We start from the raw sequence: 11,741 nt of genomic DNA, 5'->3' as shown, positions 1-11,741 counted from the left end.
GTCGCGCGCTCGGCCCGCGCGCGCCGGCCCGCAGCCCGCAGCCAGCCGCGCGCCCGCGAAAGATCCGGCGCGTGATCGGGAGCGGGGGCGTCTGTGCAAAGCGTGAACGCGTCGGTCGTGGTGTCGTGCAAGGCGGCGACGAAGCGGGTATCCGCCGGCAGGTCGATCCCGTGGGCGCCAAGCCCGGCCCGCGTGTCGGGGTCGTTGAGCAGCTGCGCCAGCATTCGGGCCGAAACCTCGCCGGTATGACCGCCGCAGGCCCCGCAGTGATAGGCGCTTTCATGGGGGTTGTTGGCCGTCTGCGCACCGTGGCCGACCAGCAGCACCAGCCGCGCGAAGCCCCGGGTCAGGCTCATCGCCTTCAGCACGGCGGCGCAGGTCCGCGTCTTGGTCTCGGCGTCCAGTCCGCCGACGATCCGCGGCGCGGGCGTCGCGCCGCGCGCTTGGCGAAGGCCGAGCGCGTCGCGGACCAGTTTCACGCCATAGACCGGCCCCGCCGCTTCGACGAAGGCGAAGGAGGACACCGCCGCCTGCCGGAACCGCCCCCAGGCCCGCGCGGCGCGTGCGTCGATCCGCATCGCCGCCTCGACGGTGGGCCCGCCGCGGCTGATCGAGCGCAGCGACGGCGCGAGCAGCGCCGGCAGATGCGCCTCGATCACGTCCGAACCCTGCGCGCTGTGGGCGAGCGGCAGGCCGAAGAACCCGGCGAAGCCGAGGGTCTCGATTCCCGGATCCTGCGTCTCCAGCGCGCGGCGGATGACCTCGGAGCGGGTGTCGATGCAGAACGCCGCCTGCAGGGCGGGGCGGGCCTCGGCGGCCGTTCCGCCGGTCAGGGCGCGGTCGAGGCCACGCTGATGGGCGCGCTCCGCCGCCTCCTGCAGGATCGCATCGACGATCTGGTCGGGGGTCGCGGCCACGGGGGCTTCGTGGGCGGCGACCACCTCGCGCCACTGCGCGGCGATTTCGGGCGCGTGGTCCAGCAGCGCCGCCTCCCACACCATGCGGATCGCCAGCAGATCGGCGAGCGTCGCGTCGGTTCCCCCCGCCAGCTCCGCCTGCCACAGCCGCCAGCGGGCATGCTGCGCCCAACCGCCCAGGTCCATGAGCAGGCGGTGAAAAGCCGTCTCCGCGGCGGCGTCGGTCAGGCCGAGCTGACCGGCGGCGCGCAGGACTGCGCGCTCGGCCGTGTCGGGGGCGGCGGAGACGTGGGCGCAGAAGCCGGCGAGGCCGGCGATCTCCGGCGTCAGGTCCCGGCTCGCCCAGGCCCGCCAGGCGGCGTAGGCGCCAAGGCCGGGCGAGGGCTGCCACAGCGCCTGGCCCCGGTCGAAATGACCCGAAGCCCACAGCCCGAAGGTCCGCTCGATGACCGCGGGCCAGTCGACCCCGGTCGCCTCCGCCGCCAGCTCGGCCACGGTGGGCAGGGCGCGCGGCGGGGGCGGGGAGAGCGTCGAGGCCGCCTTCAGCCGGGCGAGATCCGCGGGTTTCAGCGGCGAGCGACAGGCCGCCAGGGCGCGCGCCAGATCGTCATCCGAAATCTCTCCGGCCGCGATCCGCGCCGCATGGTCCGCCCGCGGCAGGCTCAGCGACACCCCCGCGACGCGCGCCAGCCGGGCGGAGGCGGTGGCGAGGTCCTCGCCGCTCTGACCCAGGAAGGGGTTCACGGCCACGGTCGCCTCCAGCGGGAAGGCGGGGGGGATGGCGCGGGCGGCGGCCTCGGCGGCGGCGAGCAGGTTCGCGATGGTCGCAGGGGCGATCGGGTCTGGCTTCATGAACATCGGAATTCCCCCTTCAGTTCGGTTTCGCCGCCCGGAACCCGCCGATCAGGCGGTCGAGCAGGGCGTTGAGGTAGAGGCCGTTGGCGAGGTGCACCCGGATCCCGGCGCTGGCCGGATGGTGGGCCCAGAGCGGGAACAGGACCTGGGCGAAGGCGACCAGCCCGAAGGACAGCAGCGCCAGCACGATCAGCGCCCATTCGAGCGGCCCGGCCTCGGGCGCCGCGGGAAGCCCCGGCCCCCAGGCGGCATGGGCGCCCAGCTGGAAGGTGAAATAGGCGGCCGCGGCCCCGAGGGAGGCAAGCCCGGTGCGCCGGGTCAGGGCGGCGGGCGCGGCGTCGGCCAGGCCCTGCGCCACCAGATAGGCGACGCCGAAGATCAGCATCGCCCCCAGCGCCAGCGCCTGCGGCGATTTCGGCCCCGCCACCGCCAAGAACGCCGTCGCCATCACGGCGTAGAGCGTCAGCGCCATGGCGAAAGCCTTCAGCACCGCCCCCACCCGCGGCACGGCCACCGGCCCCGGCCGGCGCAGCCCCGCGACCGCCTGCACCGCGCCGCCGGCCGACAGGAAGGCGTGGGCCTTGTAGAGCGAATGGGCCACGATATGCAGCAGCGCCAGCGGCCAGAGGCCCAGCCCGCATTGCAGCAGCATGAAGCCCATCTGCGCCACCGTGGACCAGGCGAGCGCGGTTTTCGCCGCGCTCTGCGTCAGCATCACCACCGCGCCGAAAAGCGCCGTGAGCCCGCCGATCATCACCAGGGCCGCCATGACGCCGGGGCTCGCCTGCGTCAGCCCGGCCGAGCGGATCAGCAGCAGCCCGCCGGCGTTGACGATCCCCGCATGCAGCAGGGCCGAGACGGGGGTGGGCGCTTCCATCACCTCGGTCAGCCAGCCATGCAGCGGGAAGGACGCGGTTTTCAGGGCGGCGGCGAGCAGAAGAAGCACGGCCGCGAGATGCCCGGCGAGGGGCAGGCCGGGGGCGGCGGCGTCGGCCAGCGCCGCGAAATCCATGGTTCCGAAGGCGACGACCAGCAGCACAGCTGCGCCGATCAGGGCGGCGTCGCCCGCATGCCAGACCAGCGCGAACTTGGTCGCGGCGCGGCGCGCGGCCGGCCGCTCGGGGAAGTGCAGCAGCAGCCGCCGCATCCCGACCCCGATCGCCACGAAGCACGGGATCGCCAGCGCGAGGTCGCCCGCCTGCGCCAAGGTCAGCACCGCGGCCAGCGTGGCGAGCATCCAGCCGTGGAACGCGCCCTCGCGCGCCGCGCCGTCCATATAGGTCCGGGCGTAGCGCATCACCACCCAGCCGACGAAGGCGACCAGCAGCGTCATCGCCGCGCTGATCGGATCGAGCCGCAGCGTGAAGGCCAGCGGCCCGACAGGCAGGGAGACCTGCGCGTTCCCCGCGACGACCATCTGCACGAGGCTCATGCCCGCCATCGCCAACGCCGCCAGCGCCGCGGCTTCGGCGAAGCGCGGCACGCCCCCGGGGCGTCGGCCCGGGCGCCGGGCCGCGAAGCAGGCGGCGGCCAGCAGCGCGAGGGGCGCGAAATGGATCAGGGGGGCGAGGGTCGGCATGGCGATGACTCCGGTCGTTTCGGGGGGCGTTTCGGGGCGCATCCCGGAACTACCGCGTCGCCAGGCATGTAAAAATCACATATATTGCGCGGAGACGTTCCATGGAATCGAACGATCATGGCCTTGAACCTCCATCACCTCCGCCTGTTCCGCGCCGTGGCCCGCGACGGCACGCTGACCGGCGCGGCCCGGGCGCTGAACCTGTCGCAATCCGCGATGTCGACCCAGGTGAAGGCGCTGGAAGCCGCGCTCGGCCACGATCTCTTCGAGCGGCGGGGAAGGGGGCTGGCGCTGACCGAGGCGGGGCGCATCGCGCTCGACCATGCCGACGCGATCTTCGCCGCCGCCGAGGATCTCGCCGCCACCCTGCGCAACGCTGGGGCGGCGCGGCGCGCGCTGCGGGTCGGCGCGCTCGCCACGCTGTCGCGCAATTTCCAGATCGAGTTCCTCAAGCCGCTGGTCGGGCGGGCGGATGTGGAGATGGTGCTGCGCTCGGGCGCCCAGGCGGACCTGCTGCGGGCGCTGGAGGCGATGGCGCTCGATGTGGTGCTGACCAACCTGGTCCCGGCCCGCGATGCGGCGAGCCCTTATCTGGTGCACGCCCTGTCAGAGCAGCCGGTCAGCCTGATCGGCACGCCCCGCCTCGGCGCGCCCGAGGGCCGGTCGCTGCGCGAGATGATCGAGGCCGAACCGCTGATCCTGCCCACCCCGGAATCCGCGCTCAGGGCCTCGTTCGACGCGCTGGTCGAACGGCTCGGCGCGGTTCCCCGGATCGCGGCGGAGGCAGACGACATGGCCATGCTCCGCCTTCTGGCGCGCGAGGGCGCCGGGCTCGCGGTCATCCCCCCCATCGTGGTGCGCGATGAACTCGCCGCCGGCACGCTGGTCGAACGCGCCCGGCTGGAGGGGATTTCGGAGGGGTTCTTCGCCGTCACCCTGCAACGCCGCTTTCCCAACCCGCTGGTGGCCGAGACGCTGGAGGAATTTTCGGGCGCCCCGTGACGCGCCCCAGCATGACGCGCCCCAGCATGACGGCCCCCGGCCATGACGCGCGCCGCGATCAGCTGGCGTAGCGGGTGGCGCCGCGGCGGTTGGCGTCGACCGGCTTCGACAGCACCAGCGCGTTATGGGCACGCTGGTCGCAGGAGGCGCGGGGGCAGATCCGGCAGTTGATCCCGATCGGCGTGGGGTGCGCCCGCCCGGCGCTGAGATCCTCGGCGTAGCCGATGCGCTCGGCATGCTCGACCCCGCAGCCCATCGCCACCGCCAGCCGCACATCCTGGGCGTGGCGGGTGATGCTGGGACGTTCGACTGTGCGGGCGAAGACCAGAAAGCGGCTCGCATCCGGCATCTCGACGAACTGCGGCACGATCCGCCCCGGCGTGCGGAAGCAGGCGTGCACGTCGAGCCGCGGGCAGGCGCCGCCATATTCGGCGAGGTGGAAGTCGGTGGCGTTGAACCGCTTGGTGACGTTGCCGGCCTTGTCGATGCGCAGGAAGAACAGCGGCACCCCCTGCGCGCCGGCGCGCTGCAAGGTGGTGGCGCGGTGGCAGGCCTGTTCGAAGGTCACCCCGAAGCGGACCGCGAGATGGTCGAGATCGTAGCGGCTCGCCCGCGCTTCGGCGAGGAAAGCCCCGTAGGGCATCAGCACCGCCGCGGCGAAGTAGTTGGCGAGCTCCACCCGGCAGCGCGCCCGCCCATGCGCCTCGACGATCCCCGACTGGTCGAGGAGGGCGTCGAGCGCCTCCCGCCGCTCGATCAGCCCCGCCACATGCACCAGTTGAAACACCCGGTTGGGATGATCGAGCGCTTCCGAAAGCAGCACCTCGCCGCGGGTCTCGTCATGCTGGCGCAGGGTCTCGGGCATGTCGGCCACGCTCACCAGCCGCACCCGCAGACCGAGCCGGTCTTGCAGCAGCGCCTTCGCCTCGGCGTAGACGTCGTCGGCGGGGATGCGGCGGCCGCCCCAGAACGCTTCCGCCGCCGTCTCCAGCGCCGGGAAATGGTTGCGGTTGCGGCGGAAGAAGTCGTGGACCTGCGCCTCGGGCGAGGCGGCGGGCAGGGCGGCGGCGTCGCCGGCTCCCGCCGCCAGCGTCATCAGCTGGTCGGAGGCGGCGAGATAGGCGCGATGCAGCTTCAGAAATGCCGACGCAAGGTCCGGGCTGTGGATCTGGGCGGCGCGCATCTGGGTCAGGTCCGGCCGGCCGTCATCGAAGAGGTTGTCCTGCAGCGCCGCGCGCAGATCGGCGAGCCGGGCGGCGTCGTCATCCTCCGCGATCTCGCGCCAATCCACCCCGTAGGCGGCGAAGAGCTTGAGCAGCACCGGCACCGAGACCGAGCGCTCGTTCTTCTCCAGCAGGTTCACATAGGCGTTCGAGATCCCCAGCGCGCGCGCCATCTGGGCCTGGGTCTGGCCGTGATCGAGACGAAGGCGGCGAAGGCGCGGGCCGATGAAGGTCTTGAGCATCGCGAGGCTCTGAAAAGTTAACGGATTAACGGAAAAGCTAGCATGTAAACCTTCGCATTCACAGCAGGACCCGACAAAGTTTCCCCTGAGGCGCCCCAGCGGTCAGATTGCGCAGGAATGATCGCACCGGGAAGGACCGATGCCATGCTTGAACACGGTCTCATCAGACGCGCCGCGGCCCATGGGCGCGAGGTTGGAGCCGTCGACCTCCGGACATGGGTGGGTCGCACTCAGAGCCATGACGGCGCGCTGCCCGAGCAGGTCGCCGGCATGCTGGGCGCGTCGCTCTCCCACCCGTCCGCGCCGAGCTACGACCATAGCGCCGGCGCGCCGATGCCGCCGCTCTGGCACTGGGCGGCGTTCCCGGAATTCGTCCCGATGGCCGAGCTCGGCCCCGACGGCCACCCCGCGCGCGGCGGCTTCCTGCCGCCTGTGCCGCTGCCCCGACGCATGTGGGCCGGCGGCCGCCTGAGCTGGGAGGGCGCGCTGGTGATCGGCGAGCCGCTGCGCCGCCGCTCGGAGATTCTTTCCGTCACCGAGAAGACCGGCGCGGCCGGATCCATGGTCTTCGTCCAGGTCGAACATCGCATCGAAGGCGCGCTGGGCGAGGTGCGGGAGCTGCAGGACATCGTCTATCTCGCCATCCCCGACCCGTGGCGCGCCCCCCGCGCCATCCCCGCGCCCGAGACCACCGACTTCGACGAGACGGTGAGCATGAGCGAGGCGCGGCTCTTCCGCTTCTCGGCCGCCACCTTCAACAGCCACCGCATTCATTACGACCTGGCCTATGCGCGGGAGGCGGAGAAATACCCCGCGCTGGTCACGCATGGGCCCCTTCAGGCGATGCTCCTGATCGACGCCGCCTGCCGCCACGCCGGAAACCCGCCGCGGCGGTTCCGGTTCAAGGGAGTGCATCCGATGTTCCACGACCACGATCTGCGCCTGATCGGCGCCCGCCGGCCCGGAGAGGACAAGCTCGACCTCTGCACCGCCTCGCCCGCGGGAACCCAGGGGTTGCAGGCCGAGATGGAGTGCATGGCATGAGCGGCATTCTTCAGGGCATGCGGGTGGTCGAGGGTTCGGCCTTCGTCGCGGTGCCGCTGGCGGGCATGACGCTGGCGCAGATGGGTGCCGACGTGATCCGCTTCGACCGGCTGGAAGGGGGGCTCGACGCCGGCCGCTGGCCGCTGGCGCGCAATGGGCGGAGCCTGTTCTGGGCGGGGCTCAACAAGGGCAAACGCTCCATCGCCGTGGACATGAAAAGCCCGCGGGGGCGGGAGCTGATCACCCGGATCATCTGCGCGCCCGGCGACGACGCGGGCCTGTTCCTGACCAACCTGCGGGTGCGCGGCTGGATGGATTACGAGACGCTGTCGGGCCATCGCCCGGACCTCTGCATGGTCACCCTCGCCGGCGACCGGCGCGAACGCCCGGCGGTGGACTACACCGTGAACCCCTCGCTGGGCTTTCCGCATGCGACGGGGCCGGAGGGGTCGGACACCCCGGTCGCCCATGTCCTGCCCGCCTGGGACTGCATCGCGGGCAACATGGTGGTCTCCGGCCTGCTGGCGGCGGAGCGTCGCCGGCTGCGCAGCGGGCAGGGCTCCGAGGTCAACCTGACGCTGAAGGACGTGGGCGCGGCCATGCTCGGCCATCTGGGCATCATCGGCGAGGTCGAGCTGAACGGCGAGGGCCGGGCGCGGTCGGGCAACGCGCTCTACGGCGCTTACGGCCAGGACTTTTCGACCGCCGACGGACGCCGCGTGATGGTCATCGGGCTCACCGACCGGCAGTGGCGCAACCTGTTGAAAGTCACCGGAACGGGCGAGGCGGTGGCGGGGCTGGAGGCGGAGCTGGGCGTCGACCTCGGCGACGAGGGCGCGCGCTGGACGCATCGCCATCGCATCACCGAGATCCTCGCCCCCTGGTTCGCGGCCCGCCGCGTCGCCGATTTCGCCGAGAGCTTCGACAAGGCCGGCGTCACCTGGTCCGAATTCCGCGACTTCGCCCGGGCGCTGGCCGAAGATCCGGACCTCTCGCTCGACAACCCCATGTTCTCGCGCGTCGAACAGCCGGGCATCGGGACCTACCGGGTTCCCGGCACGCCCTTCGCCTTCTCGAGCGACCCGCGCGAAGCGCCGCGCCCGGCCCCGGAGCTTGGCGAGCATACCGAGGAGATCCTGGCCGACGTCGCCCGTCTGCCCGATACGGAGATCGCGTCGCTGTTCGACGCGGGCGTGGTGCAGAGCGCGCCGCGTCGCGAGCGTCGCCGCGCTTCCTGACTGGGCGCAGGCGACCGGACGTCCGACGGCGCGCCCCCCCTCGCCGCCGTCGGACGTCGTCGATCAAGGGGGGTCGGGCTCAGAACACCGCATGGTCGCCGAGATCGGTCGCGACCTCGCCCCGGATCAGGCGGGCGTAGTGGTCGAACAGCGTGTCCGATCCGAAGGAGGGCGTGGCGTCGGCGTCGTAGCGCCCGGTGGCGGGGTCGAGGACCAGCATCGACTCGGTCGCGTAATATCGCCCGATGCGCGCCAGCTCCGCCTTCTCCGCCATCTTCGGGCTGATCCGGCCGAGGGCGGCCAGACCCCTCTGGATCGTGTCGAGCAGCGCCACCGGCACGTGCTTGAACTTCGGCGCCCGCCCCAGCAGCGCGAAGAGGTGTTCCGCCTGATCGCGCGGCGTGATCGCGGGGCCGGGGCCGCCGATGGGCAGGATGCGGTCGCGCAGCGCGGGCTCGTCGAGGCATAGCGCGAGATAACGGCCGAGGTCCTCGTCCCCGATGGGCTTGCACGCGGTCAGGGTCCCGTCGCCGAACATCAGGAACGGCTTGCCCCGCTGCACCCGCGCCACCTGTCCCGACAGCGACTTGAAGAACGCGGTCGGCCGCACGATGGAATAGGTCAGGCCGGAGGCGATCAGCGCCGCCTCGAAGGCGAGTTTCGCGCGCTGGAATTCCAATAGCGGCCTCTGCACGCAGATCGCCGACAGCAGCGCCATCTGTCCGACGCCGGCCGCCCGCGCCGCCGCCAGCGCGCCCACATGCGCCGCGTGATCCACCGCCCAGGCGTCCCTGGGCGACCCGGTGCGCGAGGCGAGGCAGGAGACCAGCGCGTCGAACCGCTCGCCCCGGAACCCGTCGCGGGCGAGCGAGGCCGCATCGGTCGCATCCCCGAACCGCAGCGTCGCGCCTTCGAACCGCGCCTCCGCGCCGGGCTTCGGCCGCACGAAGCACACCACATCATGCCCGCGCGCGACCAGCGCCCGCGCCGTCGCCCTCCCGATGGTGCCGGTGGCGCCGAGCAGCATCACCCGGCGGGGATGCGGCGAGAGGTCGGGCGATGCTGCGGAAGGATGGGTGTCGGTCATGGCCATCCGGGGCGAGAGCGGGGGCGCGGAAGCGCCGATCAAGCGCCGCGAAGCCCCCCCCGATGCGGGGATGGCCGTCGCCCAGACTAGTCGCTACCCATAGGCTGACAACACAGGAGTTCGTTGCCGGAATGGACCCGAGCGCGTCGCTCGTCGCCGATGTCCCCGAACCGCGGTCGCCCGAGACCTGCGGAGGGCATGACCATGCGTCCCGCAGGCGGTTGGTCGGACGCTCCGCCGTTCTTCGGAGACGCGTCCGTTCTTTCATGCGGTCGGTCCGCCATGCCCGCGCCGGCCGATCGTTTGATCGCCGTGGGCCGACGGCCGCCCATGCCTGACGCCAGGTCGTCGATGAAACGCCATGTCGCCCTGTGGCTCCTCGCCTTCGCGGCGCTGCTCGCCATCGCGCTGTCGGTGGTCAACCTGGAGCGGGGCCGCGCGGGGCTGGAGATCTCCGAACGCGCGGTCGGCACGACCCCGGCCACGGTCTACCGCCGCCCGGGCGGAACCGGCCCGCTGGTGGTGGTGGCGCATGGTTTCGCGGGCTCGCGCCCGATGATGCAGTCCTGGTCGCTGACCCTCGCGCAATCGGGCTACGTCGTCGTCGCCTTCGATTTCGAGGGGCACGGTCGCAACCCCACGCCGATGTCCGGCGACGTGACCGCCATCGATGGGACCACAAGCCTGCTGGTGGCCGAGACCCGAAGGGTTCTGGAAGCCGGCCGGGCCCTGCCGGGGGTCGAGGGCGCGGCGCTGCTCGGTCATTCCATGGCGACCGACATCATCGTGCGCGCGGCGCTGGAGGAGCGGGCGGCGGGCCGGCCGGTCGCCGCGGTCGTGGCGCTGTCGATGTTCTCGCAGGCCGTGACGGCGACCGGGCCGAAGCGCCTGCTCGCCATCGCCGGCGAATACGAGGGGGCGCTGCGCCGGGTCGGACTCGACGCCGTCCGTCAGGTGGACCCGGACGCGGAGGAGGGCGAGACCGTCGTCGCCGGCGACGTCTCCCGGCGCGCCCTGGCCGCGCCGGGGGTGGAGCATGTCGGCATCCTGTTCAGCGCCACGGCGTTGCGAGAGGCCCGCGCCTGGCTCGACGAGGCCTTCGGGCGGACCAGCGAGGGCCCGATCCTCGCCCGCGGCCCCTGGATTCTGCTCATGCTGGCGGGCATCGTCGCGCTGCTGCGCCCGCTGGTCGCGCTGCTGCCGAAACGCGCGACGCCGACCCCGGAAATCTCCGCCCGCCGGTTCTGGGGGGCGATCCTTGCCCCGGCGATCCTCGCGCCGCTGGTCTGCGTGCCGCTGCGCCTGTCGTTCCTGCCGGTGCTGGTGGCGGACTATCTGGCGTTGCATCTCGCGCTTTACGGCGGGCTGCAGATCGTGATCGCACGGCCATGGCGCCTGGATCGAGGCGGCGTCTCCTGGCCGGGGGTCGCGCTGCTGGCCCTGTGGGGGATCGCCGCCTTCGGGCTGACGATGGACCGCTATGTCGCGAGCTTCGCGCCCAATGCCGAGCGTCTGGCGATCATCGCTTGCCTTTTCGTGGGGACCGCGCCGTTCATGGTCGCCGACAGCCTGGTCACCGGCGGCGGGCGCGGGGTCTGGTGGCGGCGGATCGCGGCGCGGGTGGCGCTTCTGGCGTCGCTCGGCGGCGCCGCGGCGCTCGACCCCGAGCGGCTGATGTTCCTCTTCATCGTCCTGCCGATCCTGCTGCTGTTCTTCCTGGTCCATGGCGCGATGGGACGATGGATCGGGCGTCGCGGCGGCTGGCTCGCGGCGGGGCTTGGCCTCGGCCTCTGCCTCGCCTGGGCGCTGGGCGTCACGTTTCCGCTGTTCGCCGCGGGCTGATCGGGGGCGCGGCCTGGCTCTGCCAAGCGTCCCAGCCGCACATCGACGCTTCCGCCACCGCCAGCAGCGCCGGCCGATCCGCGCCGTCGCGGGCCAGGACCGACATGCCCTGCATCACCGCGATCGCGAGATCGGCCAGCGCCCCCGATGGGATATCGGGCGCGAGCGCCCCGCGCCCGATATCCTTCTCGATCCGGCCGATGATCAGCGCCCGCACGCCCCGCCGCTCGGCCGCGACCGCGTCGCGCACATCCGCCGCCTCCGCCGACCCGGTCGCCGCGGCGCTGGCCAGCAGGCAGCCCGTCGGCGTCGCCGCGCCGGTGTAGAGCGCGGCCGCCTCGCGCAGCATGCTCGCCACCGCCTCCCGGGCCGTCGGCGCGGCGCGCATCGCCTGCGCCAGCGCCGCGCGGTCGCCGGCGTAAAGCCGCATCGCCTCCAGAAACAACGCCCGCTTGTTGCCGAAGGCCGCGTAGAGGCTCGGCGCCGTGATCCCCATCGCCGCGGTCAGATCGGCGATGGAGGTCGTCTCATAGCCGCTGCGCCAGAACGCCAGCATGGCCTTTTCGAGCGCCTCCTTGCGGTCGAAGGACAGCGGACGTCCGGTCTTGCGGGGCGGGAGGTCGGCGGGTTTCATAGCGATCGATATTAAAGCCGTTGACAGGGCCGCGCAAGCCGCAGAAGTGTTTCATATCGTTCGCTACGAAATATCGGA

Annotated in this window: 9 protein-coding genes; 4 read left to right on the top strand and 5 right to left on the bottom strand. The window is 72.3% G+C overall.

Annotation, left to right across the window (positions count from 1 at the left end):
• Together ACTB72_RS03700 and ACTB72_RS03695 are read right to left on the bottom strand one after the other, a co-directional pair.
• Positions 1-1,769 (bottom strand): putative inorganic carbon transporter subunit DabA (locus ACTB72_RS03700; RefSeq protein ID WP_463035636.1); only part of this gene is annotated, 1,769 nt, incomplete at its 3' end.
• A 19-nt stretch (positions 1,770-1,788) separates the two neighbouring features.
• Positions 1,789-3,351: a proton-conducting transporter transmembrane domain-containing protein gene (locus ACTB72_RS03695; RefSeq protein ID WP_463035635.1), complete on the bottom strand. Its 1,563-nt coding sequence runs from the start codon at positions 3,349-3,351 to the stop codon at positions 1,789-1,791.
• A 117-nt stretch (positions 3,352-3,468) separates the two neighbouring features.
• Between ACTB72_RS03695 and ACTB72_RS03690 the strand changes: the two genes are divergently transcribed.
• Positions 3,469-4,353, top strand: coding sequence for a LysR family transcriptional regulator (locus tag ACTB72_RS03690; RefSeq protein WP_463035634.1), 885 nt, complete (start codon positions 3,469-3,471; stop codon positions 4,351-4,353).
• 58 nt (positions 4,354-4,411) lie between these two features.
• Here ACTB72_RS03690 and ACTB72_RS03685 read toward each other — a convergent pair whose 3' ends face one another.
• The gene (locus tag ACTB72_RS03685) at positions 4,412-5,818 is read right to left on the bottom strand and encodes a helix-turn-helix domain-containing protein (RefSeq protein ID WP_463035633.1); all 1,407 of its coding nucleotides are present in this window, start codon (positions 5,816-5,818) and stop codon (positions 4,412-4,414) included.
• Positions 5,819-6,037: 219 nt separating this feature from the next.
• On the opposite strand from ACTB72_RS03685, the gene ACTB72_RS03680 reads away from it, so the two are divergent.
• Together ACTB72_RS03680 and ACTB72_RS03675 are read left to right on the top strand one after the other, a co-directional pair.
• Positions 6,038-6,862 (top strand): HTD2 family dehydratase, encoded by an 825-nt coding sequence (locus ACTB72_RS03680; protein WP_463035632.1) that lies wholly within the window; start codon positions 6,038-6,040, stop codon positions 6,860-6,862.
• Positions 6,859-8,100, top strand: coding sequence for a CoA transferase (locus ACTB72_RS03675; RefSeq protein ID WP_463035631.1), 1,242 nt, complete (start codon positions 6,859-6,861; stop codon positions 8,098-8,100). Before ACTB72_RS03680 ends, ACTB72_RS03675 begins: the two co-directional genes overlap by 4 nt.
• A 79-nt stretch (positions 8,101-8,179) precedes the next feature.
• On the opposite strand, the gene ACTB72_RS03670 is transcribed toward ACTB72_RS03675, so the two are convergent.
• Positions 8,180-9,187, bottom strand: a complete 1,008-nt coding sequence (locus tag ACTB72_RS03670) for an NAD(P)H-binding protein (protein WP_463035630.1) — start codon at positions 9,185-9,187, stop codon at positions 8,180-8,182.
• Positions 9,188-9,517: 330 nt separating this feature from the next.
• Here ACTB72_RS03670 and ACTB72_RS03665 point away from each other — a divergent pair, with 330 nt between their 5' ends.
• A complete protein-coding gene (locus ACTB72_RS03665) occupies positions 9,518-11,029 on the top strand; it encodes an alpha/beta hydrolase (protein ID WP_463035629.1) in 1,512 nt (503 codons plus the stop codon).
• On the opposite strand, the gene ACTB72_RS03660 is transcribed toward ACTB72_RS03665, so the two are convergent.
• Positions 11,001-11,663: a TetR/AcrR family transcriptional regulator gene (locus ACTB72_RS03660; RefSeq protein WP_463035628.1), complete on the bottom strand. Its 663-nt coding sequence runs from the start codon at positions 11,661-11,663 to the stop codon at positions 11,001-11,003. The genes ACTB72_RS03665 and ACTB72_RS03660 overlap by 29 nt on opposite strands.
• Positions 11,664-11,741 lie beyond the last annotated feature (78 nt).

Source organism: Albimonas sp. (genome assembly GCF_055129145.1).
This window is presented reverse-complemented; position numbering and strand designations above follow the sequence as displayed.

Excerpts from the sequence above, each read along its gene's own strand:
- ACTB72_RS03685 (WP_463035633.1), bottom strand. The coding sequence starts at position 5,818 with ATGCTCAAGACCTTCATCGGCCCGCGCCTTCGCCGCCTTCGTCTCGAT.
- ACTB72_RS03690 (WP_463035634.1), top strand. The coding sequence starts at position 3,469 with ATGGCCTTGAACCTCCATCACCTCCGCCTGTTCCGCGCCGTGGCCCGC.
- ACTB72_RS03675 (WP_463035631.1), top strand. The coding sequence starts at position 6,859 with ATGAGCGGCATTCTTCAGGGCATGCGGGTGGTCGAGGGTTCGGCCTTC.
- ACTB72_RS03660 (WP_463035628.1), bottom strand. The coding sequence starts at position 11,663 with ATGAAACCCGCCGACCTCCCGCCCCGCAAGACCGGACGTCCGCTGTCC.
- ACTB72_RS03695 (WP_463035635.1), bottom strand. The coding sequence starts at position 3,351 with ATGCCGACCCTCGCCCCCCTGATCCATTTCGCGCCCCTCGCGCTGCTG.
- ACTB72_RS03670 (WP_463035630.1), bottom strand. The coding sequence starts at position 9,187 with ATGACCGACACCCATCCTTCCGCAGCATCGCCCGACCTCTCGCCGCAT.
- ACTB72_RS03665 (WP_463035629.1), top strand. The coding sequence starts at position 9,518 with ATGCCTGACGCCAGGTCGTCGATGAAACGCCATGTCGCCCTGTGGCTC.